This is a genomic window from Paraglaciecola sp. 2405UD69-4, assembly GCF_047525415.1.
Taxonomy (GTDB): Bacteria; Pseudomonadota; Gammaproteobacteria; order Enterobacterales; family Alteromonadaceae; genus Paraglaciecola.
The window spans coordinates 857,558-883,957 of sequence record NZ_JBLIXM010000002.1 but is presented as its reverse complement, the minus strand read 5'-3'; the positions used below and the strand labels follow the sequence as shown (position 1 = coordinate 883,957).

Here is a 26,400-nt window from a genome sequence, read left to right as displayed (position 1 = left end):
AAAGAGGATTAATCTTGAGTCACCCTATACCTAAGCAGCAATTAATAGACGCAGCACAGCAAAGAATTTTAATACTTGATGGTGCTATGGGTACTATGATCCAAGAACATAAATTGGAAGAGGCAGACTATAGAGGTGAGCGTTTCTCTGATTGGAAATCTGATGTTAAAGGCAATAATGATTTACTGGTATTAACCCAGCCTGAATTGATCTACAACATACATTGTGCCTATTTTGAAGCGGGTGCAGACATTATTGAAACAAATACTTTTAACGCTACTGCGATTTCAATGGCAGACTACCATATGCAAGATCTTGCAAAAGAGATAAACATTGAAGCTACCAAGTTAGCGAAAAAAGCAGCTGAAAAATATACGGCGCTAACTCCTGACAAACCAAGGTTTGTGGCGGGTGTGTTAGGGCCTACTAGCCGTACTGCTTCAATATCTCCTGATGTAAATGATCCAGGTAAACGAAATGTCACTTTTGATGAGTTAGTTGAAATCTATGTTGAAGCTACTCATGGCTTAATCGAGGGGGGCGCGGATTTAATAATGGTAGAAACTATTTTCGATACCTTAAATGCTAAAGCCGCCGTGTTTGCTGTTCAGTCTGTATTTGATGAGCTGAATATTAGTTTACCTATTATGATTTCTGGTACAATAACCGATGCCTCTGGTCGTACTTTATCAGGTCAAACTGCTGAAGCATTTTATTATTCGATGAATCATGTCGCCCCTTTTTCTTTTGGTTTAAATTGCGCTTTAGGACCAGACTTATTGCGTCAATACGTTGATGAAGTATCGCAAATTGCAGAGTGTTTTGTGTCAGCCCATCCAAACGCTGGTCTACCTAACGAATTCGGTGAGTATGATATGGAGGCTGATGAAATGGCTGAGCATATTAAAGAGTGGGCTGAGGCAGGTTTGTTGAATATTGTCGGAGGCTGTTGTGGCAGTACCCCTGAACACGTAAAAGCTATTGCTAGTGCTGTAAAAGATTACGAACCTAGAAAAATAGTGCAGCGAGAAGTAAAAATGCGTTTGTCTGGTTTAGAACCTTTTGTATTGTAGGCGGTTGTGATGAGTAAAATTGAAGTAGAAGTTGAGCAACCCTCTCAGGCATCAGCTAATTTTGTGAATGTTGGTGAGCGAACAAATGTTACAGGCTCAGCAATGTTTAAGCGTCTTATTTTAGAAGATAACTATGAGAAAGCGTTAGACGTTGCTAGGCAACAAGTAGAAAATGGTGCGCAAATCATTGATGTAAACATGGATGAAGCCATGTTGGATTCAGAAGCTGCTATGACTCGGTTTTTGAATTTAATTGCATCTGAACCAGATATTTCAAGAGTGCCTGTCATGATTGACTCTTCTAAATGGTCAGTGATTGAGGCAGGTTTAAAGTGTGTTCAAGGTAAGGCTATTGTCAACTCTATTAGCTTAAAAGAGGGAGAGGAAAACTTCCTCCATCAAGCTAAATTATTAAAGCGCTATGGTGCTGCTACTGTTGTCATGGCGTTTGATGAAGTAGGGCAAGCTGATACAGAAGAACGCAAATATGAAATTTGTGAGCGTAGCTACAAACTATTGACTGAAAAAATTGGGTTTCCTCCACAAGACATTATCTTTGACCCAAATATTTTTGCAGTAGCTACCGGTATCGAAGAGCATAATAATTATGCTGTCGATTTTATTAATGCTACCCGTAAAATTAGGCAAAACTTGCCCCATGCCCATGTTTCTGGTGGGTTATCTAACGTTTCATTTTCATTTCGTGGTAATAACCCGGTCCGTGAGGCCATGCACTCAGTATTTTTATTTCATGCAATTAAAGCTGGAATGGACATGGGAATTGTAAATGCTGGGCAACTAGAAGTTTATGATCAAATTCCTGCTGAACTAAAAGAAGCAGTAGAAGATGTTATTTTAAACCGCCATTCTCAGGCTACAGATAACCTATTAGAACTGGCTCCAAAATATCAAGGTGGCGGTAAAGTCCAAGTTAAAGATAATCTAGAATGGCGTAAGTTACCGGTAAATAAGCGTCTAGAACATGCTTTGATCCGCGGGATAATGGACTTTATAGAAGAAGATACCGAAGCTGCTCGTTTAGAAGCTGACAAGCCACTGCATGTGATAGAAGGTCCTCTTATGGACGGTATGAACGTGGTTGGGGATTTGTTTGGTGAGGGAAAAATGTTTTTACCACAAGTGGTAAAATCAGCCCGGGTTATGAAAAAAGCCGTAGCCTACTTAAATCCATTTATAGAGCTTGAGAAAGACCAAGGAAGTAGTAACGGAAAAATACTCCTGGCGACAGTTAAAGGCGATGTTCATGATATAGGTAAAAATATCGTGGGTGTGGTTTTACAATGTAATAACTTTGAAATTATTGATCTTGGAGTAATGGTTCCTTGTGCTAAATTACTGCAAGTAGCGAAGGAAGAAAATGTAGACATGATAGGCTTATCTGGCTTGATCACGCCTTCGCTAGATGAAATGGTGCATGTTGCAAAAGAAATGCAGCGTTTAGACTTTGATTTACCGCTTCTGATTGGTGGCGCTACGACATCAAAAGCCCATACTGCTGTTAAAATTGAGCAAAATTATCAACATCCTGTAGTTTATGTACCCAATGCAAGTCGTGCGGTTGGTGTTTGTCAAAAATTAATTACCCCTGAAAACAGAGCCGCTTTTGGTAAAGAGTTATCTGAAGAGTACGAGAAAGTTCGTGTTCAGCATGGTAAAAAGCAACCTAGAACTAAGCCAATTACGTTAGAGCAGGCCCGTGAAAATAGTTTTAAGTGTGACTGGGAAAACTACCAACCCCCTGTGCCTAAGCAGTTAGGAATAACCTCTGTTACCTTAGGCTTAGCCGAATTAATTGATTACATTGATTGGACTCCATTCTTTTTAACTTGGTCATTAGCTGGAAAGTACCCTAGGATTTTGCAAGATGAAGTGGTGGGTAAAGAAGCTCAAAACTTGTTTGATGATGCCCAAGCCATGCTAAAAAAACTGTGCGATAACCCAGACTTAAAAGCAAGTGGCGTGATGGGAATTTTTCCAGCAAATCGTGTGCAAGATGATATAGAGATTTATGCTGATGAAAGCCGCGATAAAGTGGTTCATATGGCTCACCATTTGCGACAACAGACAGAAAAGCCTAAAGGGCCCAACAACTGTTTAAGTGATTTTATTGCGCCTAAAGCTTCTAAAAAAGCAGATTATTTAGGGGCTTTCGCTGTCACTGCTGGTACTTGGGAAGATGAGTTAGCTAAAGCTTATGAAGATGATGGTGATGATTACAATTCGATAATGATTAAAGCGTTAGCTGATAGATTTGCCGAAGCCTTTGCTGAATATTTACATGAAAAAGTTCGAAAAGAATTATGGGGTTATGCACCTGATGAAGCACTTAGTAATGAAGAGCTAATTCGTGAAAAGTATCAAGGTATTAGACCAGCACCTGGGTATGCCGCGTGTCCAGAGCACACTGAAAAACAGCTAATATGGGATTTATTGGATGTAGAGAAAAACACAGGAATGAAACTCACTGAGAGTTATGCAATGTGGCCTGGTGCAGCAGTTTCTGGATTCTATTTCTCTCATCCTGATTGCAGATATTTTGCAGTGGCTAAAATTCAAGAAGACCAACTACTTGATTACGCTGAGCGAAAGGGGTGGGATAGGTTAGAAGCCGAAAAATGGTTAGGACCCAACCTATAATGGCTTCAATAAATAAACCCTTTAGTCAGTCTTGTGAGAATAACAAGGATGTTATCCTTAAAGTACTAGAACAGGCTCTTAAAGAGCATAATAAAGTGTTAGAAATCGGTTCAGGAACAGGACAGCACGCTGTTTATTTTGGTGAGCATCTTAGCCATTTACAATGGCAAACTAGCGATATGGTACATAATCATAATGGGATCCGCACTTGGCTAGCGGATTGTGATGCGTCAAATATTCTGCCACCTGTGGAGTTTACTTTAGGAAAAAGTGATTGGCCTAAAGGTGAGTTTGATGCTGTATTTACGGCAAACACTACTCATATTATGCAACCTGCCGAAGCACAACTGATGATGGAAATGATTGCTAAAAATTTACCTGAAGGTGGAGTTTTTTGTCAATATGGCCCGTTTAATATCGACGGTAAATATACCAGTGAGTCAAATCAAAGGTTTGACAAGCACCTAGAATCAGAAGGCTGTGGGGGGATTAGATCTGTAGAAGAATTAGTGGCATGGGCAAAAGGGTTGACGCTTGTTGATAAAGTTGCAATGCCTGCTAATAACTTCATCTTAATTTGGCGTAAAATAGGTCAGTAACCTTTAGTTAGCCAAATTATTTTACTCTTTTTTGAAAGGTAATAGTTGTTCAGCTTGGGCTTTGTATTGTTCTAAGCCTTTTGATTCTGTATCAATAAATTTAGCTACAGCATCGTGAAAGGCTAGTTCTGCCAAATGGTGATTAGAATAGCAATATATAGGTTCAAAGCCTCTGAGAATTTTGTGTTCTCCTTGGGTGCCTGGGTTGAAGACTTTGATACCTTTCTCAATACAAAACTCTATTCCTTGGTAATAACAACATTCAAAATGTAAGCTTGAGACTTCTTCTAATGCCCCCCAGTAACGTCCACAAAGTTGATTATTGTCAAATATGAAAAGTGCACTGGCTATAGGCTGCTGTTCTCTGTAGGCCATCACTAGCATCAAATTATTTTGCATTTTAGAAAAAATTTCTTGAAAAAACTCTGATGTTAAATAGCCCGAATGACCACTGCGCTTTAAGTAAGTTTGCCTGTAACAGTGATAAAAAAATTGCATATCCTGTTCAGTAAGTTCACTACCATGCTTGCGTTGTACGGTAACGTCTTGCTCAGAAATCTTTAAGCGTTCTTTTTTTACACTTTTACGCTTTCTTGAATTAAAGTGACTTAAGTAGTTATCAAACGATGTATACGCTTTATTAAACCATTGAAATTGAACGGATAAACGCTGTAGTTGATTGTTTTGAGCGAGGCATTCACTGGTTAACTTATCTACAAATAACCAGTGCATTGATGAGATAGATAATTTTTTAAGATGTTGCTGAAGTGTATCGCATAAAGCTGTTATCAAAGCTGATTCGTCGATGTCTGAAGAAGTCATTAACCGCGCTCCAGTAACAGGAGTGTAGGGAATGGCTGATACTAACTTAGGATAATAGTTTAGTCCGTACTCGCGGTAGGTGTTAGCCCAAGCAAAGTCGAATACATATTCTCCATAGCTGTGGGTTTTCTTATACAAAGGAAGTATGCCAACGGCCTGTAAGTTTTGATAAATTACGACATGTTGTGGGTGCCAGCCAGTTTTCCCTCCGGTGCAGCCAGTAGCTTCAAGGCTATGTAAAAAGCTGTAATGACAAAAGGGACTATGCTTTTCGGCAAACGCATCCCAAGTAGACTGACCAATACTTTCAATAGAAGTAAAAAATTTGAATGTAAACATATTGTTGTTGAAAGGCAAAGTTCAAATCTTCTTGAGTGGTATTTTAACCTAAATATGACAGAGAAAGGCTCAAAAATCATTAAGTTTAGGTTAACTCGGTTATTGGCGTGATGAGAACATAGTAAATACGAGCAGGTTAAATAATGCAGCTTAGAGATTATGGCAAATCTTTGGCTAGGGAACAGATAGATAAATTTAGAGAAAACCACCATCAATGAGGTAGCTGATTTGCCAAAATTAAAGTGAGAATTAGGGCAAAAAATAGCATAGGCCACTTCCTAATAGGAGATGAACTAAATGAGCACAAGATATTATTAGAACCAATTAATAGGCTTCTGAGATAAGCCTATTGATTGGTTTGAGATAGCCCTGAATATTTTTAAAAACAAGTATTCAAATGTTTGCTCTGCAGATAGGAAAGTGAGACAAAAGCAGCAGAAAGTTTTATTTTGTCAGGCCTTTTCACAAGAACAGTCAGGTTATGTAATAGAGTTGTCTAAAAAACAAACGTTTTTAAACTCTGTTTGATACTTGAGCTGTAGTGGTGTTAACAAGGGTAGCTGAAACATGTTATCTTTGCTGGCCACGCGCTTCTTTTATGGGGTGCTAAATTGATTAGCCAGTAATTTTTGTTATTCAGGATTGTAAATGAATAGATCAACTGCCGATATTAGGCACGCATTTTTAGATTTTTTTGCCTCTCGAGGTCACCAAAAAGTATCAAGCTCGTCTTTGGTTCCAGGCAATGATGCCACACTTTTGTTTACTAACGCCGGCATGAATCAATTTAAAGATGTTTTCCTTGGTTCAGAAACTCGTAGTTACAACAAAGCTGTTTCATCACAGCGTTGTGTTCGAGCGGGAGGAAAACATAATGACCTTGAGAATGTAGGCTATACCGCCAGGCACCATACATTTTTTGAAATGTTAGGGAATTTTAGTTTTGGTGACTACTTTAAAGCTGATGCTATTCAATTCGCGTGGACATTTTTGACCGAAGAGCTTGGATTACCAAAAGAAAAATTATTGGTTACCGTCTATCACGAAGATGACGAAGCCTATGATATATGGGCTAATACAGTTGGTATACCGGAAGATAAAATTATTAGAATTAGTACTTCTGATAACTTCTGGTCAATGGGTGATACAGGCCCATGTGGCCCATGCTCAGAGATTTTCTATGATCACGGTGAGCATATTTGGGGTGGGCCTCCAGGTTCGCCTGAAGAAGATGGAGATAGGTTCATTGAAATTTGGAACCTGGTTTTCATGCAATATAACCGTCAAAGTAATGGAGATATGTTACCCCTACCAAAACCTTCTATAGATACAGGCATGGGATTAGAACGTATTTCTGCAATTCTGCAAAATGTTCATAGTAATTATGAAATTGATATTTTTGTTAACCTTATCGATGCAGCGGCAAAAGTTACTGGCGCAACCGATAAGAATGATAAATCACTTCGTGTTATAGCTGACCATATTCGCTCTTGTAGCTTTTTAATTTGTGATGGTGTTCTTCCTTCAAATGAGGGCCGTGGCTATGTATTGAGACGTATAATTCGCAGAGCGGTACGTCACGGAAATAAACTTGGTGCCACTGGGGTATTCTTTTTCCGCTTAGTTGAAGCGTTAGAAGCTCAAATGGGAGAGGCATATCCTGAACTTGCTGCCAATCGCGAATTAATTGAAAAGGTCCTAAAAACTGAAGAGGAGCAGTTTTCTCGGACGTTAGAAAGGGGCTTAAGTATTTTAAATGAAGCTTTGGCTGAGCTGACGTCAAATACCGTACCGGGAGAGCTAGTATTTAGGCTTTATGATACTTATGGCTTTCCAGCAGATTTAACCAATGATATTGCCCGCGAAAAAGATCTCAAAATTGATGAAGATGGTTTTCAAGCTGCTATGGCTGAACAACGTAAACGAGCGCAGCAAGCGAGTCAATTTGACACAGACTATAACGAGCAACTTAAGTCAGATACTGTTTCTGAATTTACTGGCTATGACTTAGTTAGCAATAGTGCCAATGTCGTAGAGTTGTTTAAATCGGGGCAATTAGTTGAACAATTGAACCCTGGAGACGAAGGTGTTGTTATTTTGGATCAAACACCATTTTATGCAGAGTCTGGAGGCCAAGTTGGAGATTCTGGCGTACTTAAGACGGCTTCAGGAAATTTTATTGTTAAAGATACGGTCAAGTTAAATAACGCAATAGCTCATAAAGGTATAGCCGAGAATTCTATACATGTTGGAGAGGTGGTAGAAGCCCAGTTTGACTTAGATAGTCGAAACGCAATCAAACTAAACCACAGTGCCACGCATTTAATGCATGAAGCATTGAAACGGGTATTAGGCGCCCATGTGAATCAAAAAGGATCATTGGTGACCGCTGAAAGGTTACGCTTTGATTTTTCACATTTTGAAGCGGTTACCCATGAAGAATTGCAACAGGTAGAAAAACTAGTAAATGAGCAAATAAGAGCTAATCATAGCCTTGAGACTAAGTTAATGAACTTGGATGATGCGAAAGCAGCTGGTGCTATGGCTTTGTTTGGCGAAAAGTATGATGAAGATGTTCGAGTGGTTTCTATGGGAGCATTTTCTATGGAGCTCTGTGGCGGGACTCATGTAAATCAAACCGGTGATATTGGCTTGTTTAAAATTGTGTCAGAAAGTGGGATCGCTTCTGGTGTCCGAAGAATAGAAGCGGTTACAGCAGAGCGTGCATTAGAGGTAACCCAAAGCCAAGGTCAACAATTAGTAGATATTGCTAATTTGGTTAAATCTGAACCAAGTGCTATTACTAATCGTATACAACAGCTATTAGAGCAGAGTAAAGCGACAGAAAAAGAGCTAGATAAATTGAAACAACAATTAGCATCGAACGCCGGCGCGGATTTGTTGTCACAAGTATACGAAGTTAAAGGTATAAAGGTTTTATCAGCTAACTTAAAAGATGTTGAGCCTAAAGTTCTAAGAACTATGGTCGATGATTTCAAGAATCAGCTCGGCAGTGTCATTGTTGTGCTGGGGATCGCTCAAGAAGGTAAAGTGAGTCTGATTACAGGTGTAACCAAGGACTTAGTTTCTAAAGTTAAAGCAGGTGAACTTGTCAATTACGTGGCACAGCAAGTAGGTGGTAAAGGCGGTGGGCGCCCTGATATGGCCCAAGCAGGTGGAAGTCAACCTGAGAACCTTAATGCTGCTCTAGGCTCTGTTAAGCTTTGGTTAGATAGTAAACTTTGATTAAAAAATTTTTCGGTTGCTTTTTGTAGTGACAACAAAAATAGGGAAAAACCGATTGTGTAGGTAGCTAGTGAATCTAGGTATTATCACTAACTTAGTAATGGACTGATATTTATATTAACGGAAAAGGAGCAATAGAATGCTTATTTTAACTCGTCGTGTAGGAGAAACTCTAATGGTCGGTGATGATGTAACTGTCACTGTACTAGGAGTTAAAGGTAATCAGGTAAGAATAGGGGTTAATGCACCTAAAGAAGTATCTGTGCATCGAGAAGAGATTTATATGCGTATCCAAGCTGAAAAGAACGTTCAACTTGCAGCCCATGGAGAGGTCTCAGGAAACGAACAAGATTAATTTTGTTTGGGTGTTAAAAAAAGCTGGATTACCCAGCTTTTTTTATATTTAAAATTTGCCGAGAGTTTAAATTTGTAGTGCTTAAATTTTCCTAAAATAACTCAAATATTAAGCAGTTGTTTCGGAAGCGTTTAAAAACTCAGCAAGTAGTCATTAAGTTTATAAAAAGTGTTTGACTTACGTAATTGGTTCGGTAAACTTCGGCTCCACATTTAGGAGAGGCGACCAAATACTTTTAAGGCAAAGGCCTTATCAATATTGGATTTATCTTAGGATTAATTATTCTCTTAATGTGTTTATAAATTGTTCCGGAGAGGTGGGTGAGTGGCTGAAACCAGTTCCCTGCTAAGGAACCGTACGTTAATTCGTACCGAGGGTTCGAATCCCTCCCTCTCCGCCATATTTGTAGTCTTATTTTTACGCGTGTGTAGCTCAGCTGGATAGAGTACCTGGCTACGAACCAGGCGGTCGGAGGTTCGAATCCTTCCACACGCGCCATATTATTAATATAGAGATTTAAGTCTTTATATAGGTTAAAATATTAGTATTATTTAATCTTAGTTTATTCGTTCCATGTTTTTTATACGCGTGTGTAGCTCAGCTGGATAGAGTACCTGGCTACGAACCAGGCGGTCGGAGGTTCGAATCCTTCCACACGCGCCATACTAAAGAAACCTACAGTGTTGACTGTAGGTTTTTTTTTGACTTAAATTTCTGTTTAATGGATAAATATAAGTTAAAAATGAATATTTTCTTATTCATTATGCACTTTTCCTATTGCCTATTTGTTGTTTTTTTTCAGCTTGCATGTAACCATCAAATCACTAAATCATTCATCTTGGGATGTTATTGTTATGCAATTAGAAGTCGCTGATGCACTTTTGGAAGCCGCAAACTTATTATTAGTTGGAATGGTAGTTGTATTTTTATTTTTGACTATGTTAATCGGGGCCATTAATTTCATTTCTTGGTTAAACAAGTTAATCCCAGATCCCTCATTGGATGTGCAGACCAAGCCTTTTCAAACTAGCACACCGGCTACGCCTGTTGAATCAGGCGTATCTCCTAAAATAGTCGCCGCAATTGGCGCTGCTGTTAAGCAACATAGACAACAGAATTAGTATTAAATTTAAGGATAGATCCCATGAATAAACCATTAGCGATTACTGACGTTGTTCTTCGTGATGCTCATCAGTCTTTGTTAGCAACTCGAATGCGCCTAGAAGATATGTTGCCGATAGCTAGCAAGTTAGATGAAATAGGATATTGGTCACTGGAAACTTGGGGTGGTGCGACCTTTGATTCTTGTATTCGCTATCTTGGTGAAGATCCTTGGGAGCGAATTCGCCAACTCAAAAAAGCAATGCCTAAGACCAAGCAACAAATGTTACTTCGTGGTCAAAACCTATTGGGCTACCGCCACTATGCAGATGATGTAGTAGAAAAATTTGTTGAAAGAGCACACTCCAATGGTGTTGATGTGTTCAGAATTTTTGATGCTATGAATGATATCCGTAATTTAGACACAGCGGTAAAAGCAGCGATTAAGCAAGGAGCACATGCCCAGGGGACTATGTCGTATACGGTATCTCCTGTACACACCTTACAAACATGGTTAGACATGGCCAATGAGTTGCAAGACATGGGTGTTCATTCAATTTGTATTAAGGATATGGCTGGATTGCTTAAGCCCTATGAATGTGAAGAGTTGGTATCTAAGCTAAAAGAAACGATTGAGGTTCCTATCGCCTTACATTGTCATGCGACAACTGGCTTGAGCATTGCAACAGCTCAAAAAGCAATAGACTCTGGCATAGATATTTTAGATACCTCTATTTCATCAATGAGTATGACTTACGGACATTCGGCTACGGAAACAATCGTTTCAATTGTTGAAGGTACAGAACGTGATACCGGGTTAGATTTGAATGCCTTTACGGATATCGCAGCTTATTTTAGAGATGTACGTAAAAAGTATGCGAAGTTCGAAGGTAGTTTGAAAGGTGTTGATGCACGTATCTTGATTGCTCAAGTTCCTGGTGGAATGTTAACTAATATGGAAAGCCAGCTAAAAGAACAAGGCGCTGAAGATAAAATGGATGAAGTGTTAACTGAAATTCCAAAGGTTAGAGAAGACCTTGGTTTTATTCCTTTAGTTACGCCTACGTCACAAATTGTTGGGACTCAATCAGTAATCAATGTATTAACTGGCGAGCGTTACAAGAGTATCAGTAAAGAAACTGCAGGTGTTTTAAAAGGTGAATATGGGGCAACTGCTGCGCCAGTAAATGCTGAATTACAAAAACGAGTGATCGATGGAGCTGAAGCTATTACTTGTCGTCCTGCTGATTTAATTGCAGATGAGCTAGAGTCATTGACAACTGAACTAACAGAGCTATCGCAAAAAGAGTCGTTTGAAACCGCTGAAGAGCTAGTTGATGATGTCTTAACTTATGCTTTATTCCCTCAAATAGGGTTAAAATTTCTTAAAAATAGAAATAACCCTGATGCTTTTGAACCGGCACCAGATATGGACGCAGTTTCGGTTAGTGAGCCAACAGCTGCAACTGCAGCATCTGATGAAGCAAAACCTTCGGCATATTCGGTAAGAGTTGATGGCCAAGTGTTCTCGGTTGAGGTTGCTCCTAGTGGCACATTGACAGCTGTTCAACCCCAAGTTGCGACGAGCTCACCGGCGCCAGCTGTTACCTCTGGTGAATCATTAAACTCTCCTCTAGCAGGTAATATCTTCAAGGTATTGGTAAGCGAAGGGAGCATTGTGAATTCTGGTGACGTTGTTGTTGTAATGGAGGCCATGAAAATGGAAACCGAAGTTCGCGCTCCTGCAACGGGCACTGTGTCTAATATCTCAGTTAAAGAAGGGGATGCAGTGCAAGCTGGACAACCTTTGTTCACTATAGGCTAAGGTGCATACCTAATGGAAAAGTTAGAAATATTATGGCAAAGCACAGCGCTAGCTCATTTTGAGTTAGGGCAGGTGATAATGATGAGTGTTGGTACATTATTATTGTACCTGGCTATTGTTAAAAAGTTTGAGCCGCTTTTACTATTACCGATTGGGTTTGGCGCTATCCTAACTAATATACCTCTTGCAGGATTCAGCGAAGCAGGTGGGTTGTTATATTATGTTTATCATGTAGGAATTGATAGCGGCGTTTTTCCGTTGTTAATTTTTATGGGGGTTGGCGCTATGACTGATTTCAGTGCTTTGATTGCTAACCCAAGAATGCTGTTACTTGGTGCTGCTGCTCAAGCAGGAATCTTTGCAACCTTGTTTGGAGCAATTGCACTTAACCTAGTACCAGGATTTGAGTTTACTCTCAAAGATGCTGCGGCTATTGCTATTATCGGCGGGGCCGATGGCCCCACTGCTATATTTTTAGCCTCAAAATTGGCTCCTGATCTTCTAGGTGCTATTGCGGTTGCTGCTTATTCTTATATGGCCTTAGTTCCGTTGATTCAGCCACCTATCATGCGCTTGTTTACAACAGAAGCTGAACGAAAAATCGAGATGCCACAACTGAGAGTCGTATCTAGAAGAGAAAAAATAATCTTCCCCTTAGCTGTTTTACTGCTGACAATACTATTTTTGCCTACTGCAACGCCTTTGGTTGGAATGTTTTGTTTAGGTAACTTGATGAAAGAGTCTGGCGTGGTCGATAGGCTTAGCAATAGTGCTCAAAATGAATTAATCAATGTTGTTACCATTTTCTTGGGGTTAGCCGTTGGCTCTAAACTGTCCGCCGATAAATTTTTAACTGTAGAAACATTAGGAATTTTAGGGCTAGGAGCAATTGCGTTTTCTATTGGAACCGCTGCTGGTATTTTGATGGCAAAAGTCATGAGTAAGTTTAGTAAGTCAAAGATTAATCCTTTGCTTGGTGCTGCGGGTGTTTCGGCTGTCCCTATGGCTGCTAGAGTCGTTAATAAGGTAGGGCTTGAAGCTAACCATCATAACTTCTTACTTATGCATGCTATGGGCCCTAATGTTGCGGGTGTTTTAGGTTCAGCTGTGGCGGCGGGTATTTTACTATCTTTGGTGGGGTAATGAATTTCATTTACTAGCTGGATTTAAATCCAGCTAGTAAATGAGTAGTTTTATTGAGCTTGCCTGTTGACCAATGCTTGGTGTGAATCAACTAGCTTCTTTGTATAATCTGCTTTTGGCCAAGTAAAAATTACTTCTGTTTTTCCAGACTCAATCACTTTACCGTTTTGCATGACTATGACTTTATCGGAAACATGCCTTACTATGCCTAAATTATGGGATATAAAAATAAATCCAATACCTAAATCTTTTTGTAATTGCATTAATAGGTTTACTGCTTGGGAGCGCACAGAAGGATCCAGCGCAGCGAAAGGCTCATCAGCCACTATAACCTTAGGCTTTAGAATTAATGCTCTTGCTAGGGCAACACGCTGACGTTGTCCATCTGAGAGCATATGTCTATAAAAAAACTGATGATCTGACATCAAGCCAACTTGCCTCAGCGTTTTTACAATAAGTTTGTTACGCTCTTGGCTGTCTAAGTTGGTATTTAAGCGCAGTGGCTCTTCTAGTATTGCCCCTAAGGTTAATCCCGGGTTTAGAGACTCATTACTATTTTGAAAAATCATCCGGATGTCGTGACAATTACTTGTTAGCTCTGTTTGGTGTACCTCTGCGCCATTCATCAGGATTTTGCCGCTTTTAGGCTTTTCTAACCCAACTAATAATTTTGCAAGTAGAGATTTACCAGAACTATTCTCACCAATTATTGCTAATGTTTCGCCCGCTTTTAGGTTAAAACTAACGGGTCCTAATTCAAAGGTTGCAGGTGTGTTAGACCAAAAACTTTGCTTTTTATCATCGTAAAATAATTTTTCAACTTTAAATAACTCCATTATTTTACTTCCCTGTGGATAGGAAAATGGCAGCTATAGTAATGGTTATGTACCTTTCTAGATATAGGCATAACAACACACTCTCTTCTTGCTCTTGGGCATCTTGGTCCTAACCTGCATCCAGTGGGTAAGTGATGTAGGGTAGGGATTGTACCCGGTAAAGACGTGAGTGTTGATTTGGCTGGTAAGTCTTTCCTAAAGCTAGGTGCGCTATCAAGTAATGCTTTAGTGTAGGGGTGAAAAGCTCGCTTTCTCAATTGTCGTAAATCACCACTTTCTACAGTTTGCCCACAGTATAAAACGGTCATATACGAAGCCATACTGGATATGGCAAGCAGGTCGTGGCTTACAAATAAGATACTCAAGTCACGAACCTGATTTACTCTACTGAGTAAGTTTAATATCTGCGTTTTAGTCGTGACTTCCATTCCTTTAGTAGGATTGTCGGCAATGATCAACTTAGGCTCAGATGCTACAGCCATAGCTATCATAAACTTTTGAATGACATTACTACCTATTTGATGGGGGTAACTCTTTAAGCATAACTCGTGATTTTTTATCCCCACCTTGTGTAATAGACTTATAGCAATTTCTTGTCTTTGTGCGTTTCTTTGCCAAAACCAGCGCTTAGTTAAGTTTGTTTTTGGGATCATTTCTTTTAGTTGGTCACCCAGAGTTAGAAGGGGATCAAGTGAGTTTATTGGGTTTTGGAATATTACTGATATGTCGTTTCGAATAAGTTTCCGACGCTTTTTCAAAGACATGGTAAGTAGGTTTTGTCCTCGCCATGTCATTCTGTCGGCGGTGATCCTCCAGTGGCTAGGTAACGCACCGACTATGGCTTTTACTATTATACTTTTTCCTGAGCCTGATTCACCGACAAGGGCATGAATTTGACCTTCATTGATGACTAAATTGATCTTATCAAGGGCTTTTATCCAGACACCAGAAATGTCCATTTCCAAGGTTAAATTCTTAACGTCTAATAATATCATTAGTGTAGCAACCTGTTTTTCAAGGCAGAGCGTAAGCCATCACCTACAATATTTACAGATACCACCATGATAAACAATGCGCCGCCAGGTAGTGCGATATTCCAAGGAGCAATATAAGCAACCTCTATACCTTGAGATAATAGAGCCCCAAGTTCTGAAGAAGGCGCTTGGGCACCTAAATTAAGAAAGCCTAGAGCACTGATATCTAATATGGATATGGATAAGGCTAATGTTGCTTGCATAACTAATGTTTCACCCATATTGGGTAAAATTGAGCGAACAAATAACTGCACTTTGCTTGCGCCATCTAACCTCGCTGCCATTACATACTCTTTAGCTAGCTCAGTTCGAACAAAGTCTCGTGTTTGATGAACAAATTGTGGAATTAAAGCTAAAACAATTGCCCACATACTATTGACTAGTCCGGTGCCTAATATTGCTATTATGATGATCGCAATTAATATTGTCGGAATGGCTTGAATAGAGTCTAAAGTATGATTTAAAAAACTAGAGCGAAAACCTCTACTCATTCCCGCCAGGGCCCCTAAACCCACACCGACTAAAAGTGCAAATACTACCAGTAGAATACTGATACCAAAGGTCATTCTACATCCATACAAAACCCTTGATAAGATATCTCTTCCTAGGCTATCTGTTCCAAATATATGCGTTATACCACCGTTTGCATCCCAAGATGGAGGCACGAGTATGTTGCCAGTTTTTTGTAAGGTAGGATCAAATGGGGCCAGAATTGGGCATAGAATTGTGATTATAATAAATAAAACTAAACATACTAGCCCTGCCATAGCTATATGATTCTTCTGAAATTCTAACCATGTATATTGAAGGGGAGAAGGATGATGCTCCTCTTGGTATAAATTAAATCGTGCCACGTTCTACCTTCTTGCGCTTGGGATCTGTTAACCGCAGAAACATGTCAATCGACATAGTGAATATTACAACGAACACCGAAACAGCCAACATTCCAGCTCGGATAGCAGAGTAATCTTGTTGATATATAGCCTGAATTAACCAGTTGCCTATACCTGGCCAAGAAAAAATTGTTTCCACTATCATAGCGTTAGTAAGTAGAGTGGGAAATTGCATCGCTAGCAAAGGTAAAATTGGTATTAATGCATTGCGAATCCCGTGACGTAATAATACTTGTCGAGTTGTTAGGCCTCTTGCGTATGCAGCTTGTATAAATTCGCTGTTGAGTGTTTCTATTACAGATCGCCTTGTTATTCTTAGTATTAACGTTGTTGTAACTACAGCTATGGACAAGGTTGGTAAGATTAAATGCCTCACGGCATCTAATAAAACAGCAGGTTTATTTTCTATGTCGGCCATTAATATGTCCAACAATATAAACCCTGTATTGTTAGGTACTTCATATACTAGGCTAAGGCGCCCAGATAAAGGTAACCAACCAAAATGCAGAGAAAAGACTAAAATCAAAATAAGCGCTAACCAAAATACTGGTATTGAATAGCCAACAACGCTAACGGACAGCAAAGCGTAATCTGAAACTTTATGGTGTCTTAAGGCGGCTAAAAATCCTAAAGGTAGTCCTAATATTAAGGAAATAGTGAGAGCATAGGCACTTAGCTCGAGGCTAGCCGGTAAAGATAACATGATTTCTTCGTATAATGGTTGTCCTGAATTGAAACTGACTCCCCAATTTCCAGAGAACAGTTCTGACATATAGTGGCCATACTGTGAAAGCACACTTCCTTCAGGTTTGTAAGCAATGTTAACACTTTGATTTTGCAGCTTTTGTAATTCTTCTAGCTTTAACCCTGTTAATATTTCTATCGGATTTCCAGGGAAAAGATACGCAAGAGCGAAGGACAGTAGGCTTAGAATAAACAAAGTAATAATAATCAAATTGGCGTAACGCAATAGAATATTTAACATTAGTTCTTAGTTACTCCAGCAAACCTTATTCCACCATAAGGGTTGATAACTAATCCTTTTAGTTCTTTTCTATGAGCTTGGTATCTAGATGCATGTGCTATGGGGAGTAGTGGTAGTTGTTCGGCAAGTAACTCGTTAGCTTGACCATAAAAATAAGCACGCTCTTCAATGTCTGAATAATCTAATGCTTCGTTGATAAGCTGGTCGTACTCTTTTGAACACCACATTGCTCTGTTCGTTCCAGACTCAATAGCTGCGCATGATAATAAGGGGCGATAAAAGTTGTCAGGGTCACCGTTATCAGCTGACCACCCGATTAAAACTGAGTCATGAAGACCTTGGGTTAGTTTTTCTCTAAATATCGACCACTTGTAACTAACTATATTCACTTGAACACCGACTTCCTGTAGGTAGCCTTTTATTAGTTCTGCCATTTTCATGGCATTAGGATTATAAGAGCGCTTTACTGGCATAGCCCATATTGTCATACTAAAACCGTCTTCAATACCATTGTCTCGTAATATTTTTTTGGCTGTAATTGGGTTGAAATTTACTTTTCTTACATCAGCCTGAAAAGCCCAAGATGTAGGTGGAACAATGTTTTTGGCGGCAATCGCACTATCAAAGTAAATAGCTTCTAACAAAGCGTTTCTATCAATTGCCATAGATAAAGCTCGGCGTACTTCTGGATTATTAAATGGCGGTTTAGTGGTATTGAAAGCCCAAAATCCAATGTTCTGTCCTGGCTCTTCATCTAACACTAAATTATCTTGTTGCTTAACAACTTCAAGTTCACTGTGGGCTGGAAGTGCAATCGCGTCACACTCTCCAGTAATCAATTTAGCTAAACGAAGTGAGCTAGATGGGGTGATATCAAATATGAGTTTGTCTGTCAGTTTGTCAGTACGCCAGTACTCAGGATGTTTTACATATCTTATATATTGGTCTTGTCTGAACTCACTCAGCTTGTAAGGCCCAGTACCAACCGGTTTAGTATCAATAAGTTGTTGTTGGTTCCGAGATGTTAGGGTGTTTGCATATTCTGCAGATAAGATAATTGCGAAATCAGTCGCGAGGTTTGCAAGAAAGGAGCTTTCACGCTTCTGAAGGGTGATTTCTACCCTGTAACCGTTTAAACGTTTAACACTTTTAATTAGTTTATTCAGATTTAGGCTGTCTGTGTATGGGTATCTTCCGCCGGAAACTTGATGGTAAGGGTGTGACTTTAACCTCCATCTATTAATGCTAAACAGGACATCATCAGCATTAAAATATCGGGAAGGTGTAAATGATTCAATTTGGTGGAATGCGACTTTTTTGCGAAGTTGAAAAGTATAAGTTTTTCCATCTGGACTAATTAGCCAGCTTGTTGCAAGGGCAGGAACTATTTCGCCAGTGGTTTGATCAAAGTCAATTAGTCTGTCATACAATTGGTGGGAAGACGCATCAACTGTAGTCCCAAAAGTATCTAACTGAGGATTGAAGCCAGCTGGGCTGCCTTCTGAGCAATACACAATACCATCGGCATCAACTTTTGAAGTAATTAAAGCATCACAAGCGCACAAAATCACACCAATAAAAATCATCAATATTGAATTGATTGAACTGTATCTAAGGCGTTTCATTTTAATATTCACGGTAGTAGCTTAATCCATGTCCTCATTAGATTGATCTAATAAATTATATTTTTTTAGATAGCCTCTTAATTGGTGGTAGGTTAACCCTAACTTTTCGGCTGTTTTCTTTTGATTAAACTGACTATCAATTAAGGCTTGATTGATTAAGTTAATCTCAAAATTTTGGGAAAGCTCTTTTAACACAACGGGAAACTCAATCTCCGCTGTTTCTTGGGAAGGAGAAAGTATCTCTTCTTTTTCTACTTTTTCTGTGGTTTCTGGAGCTGGGGTTGTATTAATCGTGGGCTGGGTCACTCTGTCGCTAGTTTTGATTCTTTTAGTGGGGCGGTACTGAGACTCAAAAGGGTCTAACACTATCTGATGTACGGGGATGTTAGGGTTGTTGCTGCGATAAACTGCTCTTTCAACAACGTTTTTTAATTCTCTGATATTGCCAGGCCAATGATAATCAAGAAGTGTGCGTTTCGCTTTTTCAGTAAAGCCACTGAATAATTCCATTTCAAGCTCTCTTGCCATATTGATAGCAAAATTTTCGGCTAGCATCATAATATCTTCTTTACGCTCTCTAAGTGGAGGAAGTGTAATAACATCAAAAGCCAACCTGTCTAATAGGTCAGCTCTAAACTCTCCAGACTCTGCCAGTGCTGGTAAGTCTTCATTAGTTGCCGCTATAAGCCTTACGTCAACCTTCACACTCCGTGAGCCCCCAACTCTTTCAAACTCGCCATATTCAATTACTCTGAGTAACTTTTCTTGGATCATTCCAGATGTATTCGCCAATTCATCTAAAAATAGAGTCCCATTGTGAGCTGTCTCGAATCTACCTTCTCTTCGTTTAGCCGCCCCAGTAAAAGCACCTGCTTCATAACCAAATAGTTCGCTTTCTAACAAGCTTTCATTAAGTGCAGCGCAATTTAGTTTTAGGTAGGTTTGCTCCCAGCGTTTTGATAAAAAATGAAGACGAGCAGCAACGAGCTCTTTACCTGTACCACGCTCCCCGATAATTAATACCGGTTTATTTAACGGTGCAATCTGCGATATTTGCTCTAATACTTCTAAAAAGTTATTAGATTGTCCGAGTAGGTTATCTTGTTGGCGAAAACGGCTCATCAATATCCTTAAAAAATGGTCTAAAAGGCTAAGTAGTAGTGTACTTGCTTATTGCAATATATCCCAGTACTAATACTTTAAAATATTTATCTTTTAAAATCATAGGGTTACCCTAATCAACTAGATTGGCCCATTAATTGTATAGATAACACCTGTAATCAGGCTAACTTAAGCCATGTAACTAACAGTAAAGAAAAGAGGAATTAGACATGGGTATCTTCTCGCGTTTCACAGATATAGTGAACTCAAATATTAATGCCATTTTAGATAAGGCCGAAGATCCAGAGAAAATGGTGCGTTTAATCATACAAGAAATGGAAGACACCTTAGTAGAAGTGCGTTCTGCATCTGCTAAAACAATTGCAAGTAAAAAGGAAATTTCTGCGTCAATTAACAAGATTGAATTAGAGTCAAAAGACTGGAAGGCCAAAGCAGAGTTAGCTATTAGTAAAGATCGTGAAGATCTAGCGAGAGCAGCGTTACAGGAAAAGAAAAAGTGTGATGAACAAGCTCGTATTTGGACATCAGAATTGGGTGTTGTAGATGAACAAATCACAAAGCTTCAAAGTGAAGTTGGGCAACTTCAAGATAAATTAGCTGACGCTAAGGCGCGTCAAAAAGCTATTATTCTTCGTCAAAAAACCGTTAGTTCAAGACTTGAAGTTAAGAAAAGTCTCGACAGCGGAAAAGTAGATGCCGCGATGGGACGCTTTGAACAATACGAGCGTAAGATTGATGACTTAGAGTCTCAGGTTGATGCATATGATTTAGGTAAGAAAACCTTAGCGGATGAATTTGCAGAGTTAGAGTCTGATGATGAGATAGATAATGAATTGGCTGCAATGAAAAAATCATTAAAAAGCAAATCTTCAGATGAGAATAAATAAGATATAGGGGAGTTATTGTGGAAGGAGTTATTGGGATAATAGTCACACCAATCATTTTATTTATGATATTCGTTGCACCTATCTGGCTTATTTTACATTACAGAAGTAAGAAGCAAATTAACCAAGGGCTATCTGAAGAGGAATATGGGACTTTACAGGAGTTGGCTGATAGGGCTGATAAAATGGCAGACAGGATCCACACATTAGAGTCGATTTTAGATGCCGAGTCCCCTCAGTGGAGAAATAAAGTATGAGCAATCGACCAACATTGTATAGAGACCCAAGTCGGGGCAGGATAGCAGGTGTATGCGCTGGTATTTCTGAGTACTTTGGTATCGAGCTTTGGTTAGTCAGGATACTGTTGGTTGCAGCCTGCCTATTATCAGCTGGTACCCTTATATTTGTAGGGTACGTAGCTGCATGGTTTATCTTAGAGAAAAAGCCTACTACGGCTAAAGCTGCTCAGCAGACGTTTTCTGGTCATGGACAAAGCACATCTTCAGGAAAAGGCTGGCATAACACCAATACGGAAGAGGCAGAAAAAGTGGTTGTTAAGTCTAAGATTTGGCAAGCTGGTGAGCCGCCTAAAAAAGCTTTTTTCGATATCAAGCAGCAGTTTGAAAATAACGAAGAAAGGCTGAGAAAAGTCGAAACCTACGTGACGTCTTCAGAGTTTCAATTAAATAGAGAGATAAATAACCTTTAGCTTTATGGATAATACAGCATGAACGGTCACTCTTTTAATAATGATAGGTTTATATTGATTTAAATGGACAGCTCAATTTTACAACATCCAAATATTCAGCGTACAAAAGATAAGGTTAGACTGACTGCTGCAAGGTTGGTTGACCATCATATTAATTTAGCTGTGACAGGGTTAAGTGGTAGTGGAAAAACGGCTTTTATCACATCTTTGGTCAACCAATTACTGGAAGCAAATGAAGATGCAAACCTTCCATTTTTTAGCGTGGTGCGTGAAGGAAGGTTAGTAGGTGTTAAAAGAGATGTTCAACCAAACTTGAGCTTTAGACGGTTCGCCTATGAAGATGCAATGTTGTCTTTATCAAAGGCTGAACCAGAATGGCCTTTATCTACTAAAGGTATTTCTCAAGTTAGATTAAAAATCAAATATAAAAAAAGCAGCGGCGTCAGTAAATATTTGTCAAAAGATGCCACATTAACTCTGGATATCACTGATTATCCTGGTGAGTGGTTGCTTGATTTACCTCTGCTTGATATGAGTTATGAGCAATGGGTAGAGCAATGTCAGTCAGAGCTAGCAGAGCCTGTTAGAGCTGAATTAGCAAAGCCTTTTCTTTCCGCTCTTGCAGCTTTAAAACCCATGGAAGTAGCTGATGAGCTAATTTTAAAAAACATCGCTGAATTATATGCTGAATATTTACATGCTTGTCAAAAGCGAGGTTTGCAATTACTTCAACCTGGCCGTTTTATTCTACCTGGAGAGCTGGCAGGTGCGCCCGCTTTGCACTTTTTTCCTCTTCTTCCAATTTATGATTCTGATTTAAGCTTCGATTCGAAAAAAGTGGCAAAGGGCAGTCAAGCTGATTTAATTATTAATCGCTTTGAGCATTATAAACTCAAAGTAGTGCAACCATTTTTTCGAGAGCATTTCAAAAAGTTTGATAGGCAAGTTATTTTGGTTGACTGTCTTAATGCTTTAAACAATGGCTATTACTGTTATCAAGACTTACAAAAAGCCATAGATTGGTTATTGGGCAGTTTTCAGTATGGTTCTTCAAGTATTCTAAATAGATTATTTCAACCTAAAATTGATAGATTAGTGTTCGCTGCTAGTAAAGCTGACCATGTCACACCTGATCAACAAGGAAACTTAGTGAAGCTGCTAGAAAGTATGTTGCGAAGTGCCCGAAAAAACATCCAATTTAATGGGGTTAAAACTGAATCTACCGCTGTTGCTTCAATTAAAACATCTAGAACAGGGTTAGGTGAACTTGAAGGCGATAATATACAGGTGTTACAAGGACAAAATAATCTAGGTAAGACGATTACTTTGTTTCCAGGGGAGGTGCCACAGGCTTGTCCTCCCGCTTCATTTTGGGATGCTCAAAACTTTGAGTTTCCAAACTTTATGCCTCCTTTGTTAGGGGGAAGTCATTCGCTGCCTCATATACGTGTGGACCAAGTTTTAGAGTTTTTATTGGCTGATAAATTAAAATGAAAAATAATGAGCCTGCTAATCAACAAGATGACACTACTTTAAATATTCAAAGCGCTAAAGTATTCAGTAACTCAGTTCTAGCAGAACCAGAAACTAAGAATATTAAGCCTAAAGCTATTTTAGATATGAACGAGCCAGTTGATATCTTGCTAGAAGATACTGTTGTTGAAGATGAGCTGAAATACCGCCCCAAGAATAACAGCAGATCTTCCCGTAAAAAGTGGTGGTTGCTTCTCGGGGGTGCTATTTTTGTCACTAGCATAGTGGAATTTAGTTTATTTGTAATTGAGATAACGCGCAGCTCTGATTGGTTGGGTGCTATTTGGTTAGGGGTTTTTATTACCACGCTAGTCTTTCTGTTTACATTGGTAATATCAGAACTGAAAGGCTTAAGACAGCTTAAACGGCAAACTGAATTTAAGAAAGAATCAAATAAGATTAGTAGTGGCCCAACCATGGGACTTGCCGAATCTCATTGTCTGAACTTAGCACAAAATCTGCCTCAAAATTATCAGTTTTTAGTTCAAAATTGGCGTAATAGTGTAGATGAAAATCATAATGATCATGAGATCATGTGCTTATTTGAAGACATAGTATTAACACCGATTGATAGAGTTGCAATTAAACAAATAGCTAATAATGCTTCTGCGGCTGGGGTGATGATTGCTGTGAGTCCATTCGCTTTATTGGATATGTTAATTGTTTTGTGGCGAAACATTAGATTAATGAATCAAATTAGTGAAATCTACGGCTTACAATTAGGGTATTGGGGTAGGGTCAGACTCATTCGCAATACCTTTAATACTATGTTGTATGCAGGTGCTTCTGAGATTTTATCTGATGCAGGTAATTACGCTCTAGGTGCGGGGATTACCGGAAGATTATCCACTAGAGTTGCTCAAGGGTTGGGCGCAGGCATACTAACATCTCGAATTGGTATTAAAGCAATGGAGCAATGTAGACCTTTGAATTGGGGGGCAGACAACAAACCCAGTATAGGAAATATTAGTAAGCAACTGCTTGCAGAGCTGAACAGTAAGATCAACTAGGCTTCATCTGTACTTTACCATTCAGGATTATTTCACAAGTCTATTCTTGATTTTTTATTCATAGAAAAGGCCACCCTCAGGCCTTACCCTTCACCAAGGTTTATACTGCTATTTATTTTAAATATTGTAATAATATCTTTACAGTTTAACACTATAGCTATCGAAACATTTTATGCCTAAGTTTTTATTTGGAGAACCGAATGCGTCTGGAAATTAACTGTCAGGATAGGTTAGGTATTGCGCAAGATATACTTGATATTTTAGTTGAGCATGAAATTAACCTACGAGGTATTGAGATTGATGAGGTAGGAAAAATATTTTTGAATTTTCCTAACTTGGAGTTTTCAGAGTTCCAACACCTGATGCCTAAGATTCGAAAAATTGATGGTATTAAAGATGTCAAAACAACCCCTTTTATGCCAGTTGAGCGAGAACAATACCAATTACAAACATTACTTAAAACTCTTCCTGATCCTGTTTTTTCGGTTAACACCAAAGGTGAGATTATTCTGATAAACGATGCTGCATTAAAGTATTTAGAAATACCCAAAGAGAAGGTAATAAATACCTTCATTGGGGATTTGCTAAAAGGAGTTAATGTATCCAGATGGATGGAAGCTGGAAAGCCAGAAGCTAAAGCTCAAAAAATTAAGTTTGTAGAACAAGATTATTTAGTTGATATGTTGCCAGTGATAGTACCTGATACAGGCGGCAAATCTATTATGGCTGGAGCAGTTTTTATGCTTAAGTCAGAGTTTAGGTTGGGACAACAGCTTACGGCTTTCAACCAAGGAAATGTCGATTGCTTTATATCTATACACGCTGAAAGTAAGGCAATGAAAAACCTAATTAGAGACGCTAAAAAAATGGCTGAGTTGGATGGGCCAATAATCATGTTTGGTGAAACAGGGACAGGCAAGAAACTTTTAGCTAAAGCCTGCCACGAGGAGAGTAAAAATAAAGGCGGTGAATTTATAGTGGTAGATTGCCTGATGTTATCTGATAAGGATAGTGATGTAGAACTCATTACCAGAGACGGAGGTAAAAATGGAGTTGTAGAGTTAGCAAAAGGGGGCACATTATTTTTGGAAGAAGTTGCAAATTTGTCCTCTGAATTACAAAGTAAACTTTTGACAATATTGCAAAGTAGCACTTACCATCAAAAGGAAGATGTTAGTGATTACTCCGTTGACTTTCGCATTATTTGTACAACGAAAACTGATTTAGGTGCTTTAGTTCAAGAGGGGAAGTTTGATGAAAATTTGTTTTATAGATTAAATGTTTTTAGTCTATTTATACCGCCACTAAGAGAGCGAAAGTCTGATGTAATTGGTTTAGCAGAACGTTTTGTTAAAGAGCATAGTCTGAAGCTCGGAAGGCAGATACCTAGATTGACTAAAGCTTGTGTAGACTTTTTACAAACCTATCCATGGCCAGGAAATGTTCGGCAGTTAAAGAATGCAATTTATCGTTCCGTTTCTTTACTGGAAGGTAATGAGTTGGATAAACAACACATACAGTTACCCTCTTGCTCTGCTGCAACTCATGTTATCTCTGAAGAATTTAATGGAAGCCTAGAAGACGAGGTGAAAAAGTTTGAAAAGGAGATTCTTTTGAGGCTATATCCCAATTTCCCTAGTTCAAGGCAATTAGCTAAAAGGTTGGGGTTAAGCCATACGGCTGTGGCGAATAAGCTCAGAGATTATGGAATTAATAAAAAGACAGCAAAAATCGTATAAATTGGTGAGGTGAAGATAGCAGCTTGCCCCGCTGGTAGCTAACGGGGCGAGTTTGTATTTAATCGGCTCTAAGTTATACGTCTTTTATAGGAAGCTCTGTCGTATTTTTTACTTGCTTTAAAGCAAAAGTAGAGCTCAGATGATCAACCAAGGGCAAATTAGTCAGCTTAGTTTTTAGCAGATGTTCATACTCTTCAATACTTTCTACAATAACTTTTAGTAAATAGTCTTTATCGCCACTCGTTGTATGGCATTCTACAATGGACTCTATATTTTGAACGGCTTTTTCAAAGTCGTTTAATGACTCTCCATCATGGTTTTTCAATGTCACATATATAAATACAGAGACACCTAAATTTAGTTTTTTATTGTCTAAAAGAGTTACTTTTTGAAGGATTATTTTTTCTGCAATTAAACGCTTAACTCTTCTCCAGCATGGAGTATGCGACAATCCCACTTTTTTACTGAGATCAGCCATAGATACTGTGGCATCTTTTTGCATGACACGTAAAATTTCAAGATCAAATTTGTCTAGCTTCATTTAAACTGCTCGACTCAAACAGGATGGTTAATGAAGTGCGTAGCATGATTAAAAAATTGTGCTTATACAAGCAATAATTAGGATATTTGTCCTAGTTTGTTAGGTAAAAATATCGCAGCTCCTAAAAATTACTGATTATTCGAGTAGTCTATCTTTTGTGGTAGTTTAATCGACACTAAGTAAGTTAATGAGCTTTAATGCTAAAGGAGTGTTCATAGATGAAATCCTTCATATTAATACGTGTTGATAAATAATTGAGCAATCAGGCAATTGAATCAAAAATGATGTTGCATAACATTATTGCTTTGTTCATAATGCGCGGCCTTAA

At 38.9% G+C, this 26,400-nt stretch carries 22 protein-coding genes and 3 tRNA genes; 17 read left to right on the top strand and 8 right to left on the bottom strand.

Annotated features, from left to right (window positions below; genetic code table 11):
- Positions 1 to 14 precede the first annotated feature (14 nt).
- The 3 genes from ACMUMK_RS10310 to ACMUMK_RS10300 are packed head-to-tail and all read left to right on the top strand — an operon-like array spanning position 15 to position 4,330.
- The gene (locus ACMUMK_RS10310) at positions 15 to 1,073 is read left to right on the top strand and encodes a homocysteine S-methyltransferase family protein (RefSeq protein ID WP_414701032.1); all 1,059 of its coding nucleotides are present in this window, start codon (positions 15 to 17) and stop codon (positions 1,071 to 1,073) included.
- Positions 1,074 to 1,082: 9 nt separating this feature from the next.
- A complete protein-coding gene (metH, locus tag ACMUMK_RS10305; RefSeq protein WP_414701031.1) occupies positions 1,083 to 3,731 on the top strand; it encodes a methionine synthase in 2,649 nt (882 codons plus the stop codon).
- The gene (locus tag ACMUMK_RS10300; RefSeq protein WP_414701030.1) at positions 3,731 to 4,330 is read left to right on the top strand and encodes a DUF938 domain-containing protein; all 600 of its coding nucleotides are present in this window, start codon (positions 3,731 to 3,733) and stop codon (positions 4,328 to 4,330) included. Before metH ends, ACMUMK_RS10300 begins: the two co-directional genes overlap by 1 nt.
- A gap of 21 nt (positions 4,331 to 4,351) precedes the next feature.
- On the opposite strand, the gene ACMUMK_RS10295 is transcribed toward ACMUMK_RS10300, so the two are convergent.
- The gene (locus tag ACMUMK_RS10295) at positions 4,352 to 5,491 is read right to left on the bottom strand and encodes a GNAT family N-acetyltransferase (protein WP_414701029.1); all 1,140 of its coding nucleotides are present in this window, start codon (positions 5,489 to 5,491) and stop codon (positions 4,352 to 4,354) included.
- A gap of 648 nt (positions 5,492 to 6,139) precedes the next feature.
- On the opposite strand from ACMUMK_RS10295, the gene alaS reads away from it, so the two are divergent.
- From alaS to ACMUMK_RS10255, 8 genes are all read left to right on the top strand, one after another.
- Entirely contained in the window at positions 6,140 to 8,737 is a 2,598-nt protein-coding gene (gene alaS / locus ACMUMK_RS10290) for an alanine--tRNA ligase (protein WP_414701028.1), read from the top strand.
- Positions 8,738 to 8,876: 139 nt separating this feature from the next.
- The gene (gene csrA, locus ACMUMK_RS10285) at positions 8,877 to 9,092 is read left to right on the top strand and encodes a carbon storage regulator CsrA (protein WP_414701027.1); all 216 of its coding nucleotides are present in this window, start codon (positions 8,877 to 8,879) and stop codon (positions 9,090 to 9,092) included.
- 310 nt (positions 9,093 to 9,402) lie between these two features.
- Positions 9,403 to 9,492: transfer RNA gene (locus ACMUMK_RS10280), tRNA-Ser, on the top strand.
- Positions 9,493 to 9,513: 21 nt separating this feature from the next.
- A tRNA-Arg gene (locus ACMUMK_RS10275) sits at positions 9,514 to 9,590 on the top strand.
- Between the two features lie 88 nt (positions 9,591 to 9,678).
- Positions 9,679 to 9,755: transfer RNA gene (locus ACMUMK_RS10270), tRNA-Arg, on the top strand.
- A 191-nt stretch (positions 9,756 to 9,946) separates the two neighbouring features.
- On the top strand, positions 9,947 to 10,213 hold the full coding sequence (locus ACMUMK_RS10265) for an OadG family protein (RefSeq protein WP_414701026.1): 267 nt from the start codon (positions 9,947 to 9,949) through the stop codon (positions 10,211 to 10,213).
- A 23-nt stretch (positions 10,214 to 10,236) separates the two neighbouring features.
- On the top strand, positions 10,237 to 12,018 hold the full coding sequence (oadA, locus tag ACMUMK_RS10260; protein WP_414701025.1) for a sodium-extruding oxaloacetate decarboxylase subunit alpha: 1,782 nt from the start codon (positions 10,237 to 10,239) through the stop codon (positions 12,016 to 12,018).
- A 12-nt stretch (positions 12,019 to 12,030) separates the two neighbouring features.
- The gene (locus tag ACMUMK_RS10255) at positions 12,031 to 13,161 is read left to right on the top strand and encodes a sodium ion-translocating decarboxylase subunit beta (RefSeq protein ID WP_414701024.1); all 1,131 of its coding nucleotides are present in this window, start codon (positions 12,031 to 12,033) and stop codon (positions 13,159 to 13,161) included.
- Between the two features lie 50 nt (positions 13,162 to 13,211).
- On the opposite strand, the gene ACMUMK_RS10250 is transcribed toward ACMUMK_RS10255, so the two are convergent.
- The 6 genes from ACMUMK_RS10250 to pspF are packed head-to-tail and all read right to left on the bottom strand — an operon-like array spanning position 13,212 to position 19,656.
- Positions 13,212 to 13,997, bottom strand: a complete 786-nt coding sequence (locus ACMUMK_RS10250) for an ATP-binding cassette domain-containing protein (protein WP_414701023.1) — start codon at positions 13,995 to 13,997, stop codon at positions 13,212 to 13,214.
- On the bottom strand, positions 13,997 to 14,992 hold the full coding sequence (locus ACMUMK_RS10245) for an oligopeptide/dipeptide ABC transporter ATP-binding protein (RefSeq protein ID WP_414701022.1): 996 nt from the start codon (positions 14,990 to 14,992) through the stop codon (positions 13,997 to 13,999). The genes ACMUMK_RS10250 and ACMUMK_RS10245 overlap by 1 nt, the downstream gene beginning before the upstream one ends.
- The gene (locus tag ACMUMK_RS10240; RefSeq protein WP_414701021.1) at positions 14,992 to 15,885 is read right to left on the bottom strand and encodes an ABC transporter permease subunit; all 894 of its coding nucleotides are present in this window, start codon (positions 15,883 to 15,885) and stop codon (positions 14,992 to 14,994) included. Before ACMUMK_RS10240 ends, ACMUMK_RS10245 begins: the two co-directional genes overlap by 1 nt.
- Positions 15,872 to 16,909, bottom strand: a complete 1,038-nt coding sequence (locus ACMUMK_RS10235) for an ABC transporter permease (RefSeq protein WP_414701020.1) — start codon at positions 16,907 to 16,909, stop codon at positions 15,872 to 15,874. Before ACMUMK_RS10235 ends, ACMUMK_RS10240 begins: the two co-directional genes overlap by 14 nt.
- Positions 16,909 to 18,534: an ABC transporter substrate-binding protein gene (locus tag ACMUMK_RS10230; RefSeq protein WP_414701404.1), complete on the bottom strand. Its 1,626-nt coding sequence runs from the start codon at positions 18,532 to 18,534 to the stop codon at positions 16,909 to 16,911. The genes ACMUMK_RS10235 and ACMUMK_RS10230 overlap by 1 nt, the downstream gene beginning before the upstream one ends.
- A gap of 21 nt (positions 18,535 to 18,555) precedes the next feature.
- Positions 18,556 to 19,656 (bottom strand): phage shock protein operon transcriptional activator, encoded by a 1,101-nt coding sequence (pspF, locus tag ACMUMK_RS10225; RefSeq protein ID WP_414701019.1) that lies wholly within the window; start codon positions 19,654 to 19,656, stop codon positions 18,556 to 18,558.
- 209 nt (positions 19,657 to 19,865) lie between these two features.
- On the opposite strand from pspF, the gene pspA reads away from it, so the two are divergent.
- From pspA to ACMUMK_RS10195, 6 genes are all read left to right on the top strand, one after another.
- A complete protein-coding gene (gene pspA / locus ACMUMK_RS10220; RefSeq protein ID WP_414701018.1) occupies positions 19,866 to 20,543 on the top strand; it encodes a phage shock protein PspA in 678 nt (225 codons plus the stop codon).
- A 17-nt stretch (positions 20,544 to 20,560) separates the two neighbouring features.
- Positions 20,561 to 20,797, top strand: a complete 237-nt coding sequence (gene pspB, locus ACMUMK_RS10215; RefSeq protein ID WP_414701017.1) for an envelope stress response membrane protein PspB — start codon at positions 20,561 to 20,563, stop codon at positions 20,795 to 20,797.
- Entirely contained in the window at positions 20,794 to 21,249 is a 456-nt protein-coding gene (pspC, locus tag ACMUMK_RS10210; RefSeq protein WP_414701016.1) for an envelope stress response membrane protein PspC, read from the top strand. Before pspB ends, pspC begins: the two co-directional genes overlap by 4 nt.
- A 63-nt stretch (positions 21,250 to 21,312) precedes the next feature.
- Complete coding sequence (locus tag ACMUMK_RS10205) at positions 21,313 to 22,743, top strand: YcjX family protein (RefSeq protein ID WP_414701015.1); 1,431 nt, start codon at positions 21,313 to 21,315, stop codon at positions 22,741 to 22,743.
- A complete protein-coding gene (locus ACMUMK_RS10200) occupies positions 22,740 to 23,792 on the top strand; it encodes a YcjF family protein (RefSeq protein WP_414701014.1) in 1,053 nt (350 codons plus the stop codon). The genes ACMUMK_RS10205 and ACMUMK_RS10200 overlap by 4 nt, the downstream gene beginning before the upstream one ends.
- A gap of 200 nt (positions 23,793 to 23,992) precedes the next feature.
- Positions 23,993 to 25,531, top strand: coding sequence for a sigma-54-dependent transcriptional regulator (locus ACMUMK_RS10195; protein ID WP_414701013.1), 1,539 nt, complete (start codon positions 23,993 to 23,995; stop codon positions 25,529 to 25,531).
- Between the two features lie 73 nt (positions 25,532 to 25,604).
- Here ACMUMK_RS10195 and ACMUMK_RS10190 read toward each other — a convergent pair whose 3' ends face one another.
- Positions 25,605 to 26,072, bottom strand: a complete 468-nt coding sequence (locus ACMUMK_RS10190; RefSeq protein ID WP_414701012.1) for an Lrp/AsnC family transcriptional regulator — start codon at positions 26,070 to 26,072, stop codon at positions 25,605 to 25,607.
- Between the last annotated feature and the right edge of the window lie 328 nt (positions 26,073 to 26,400).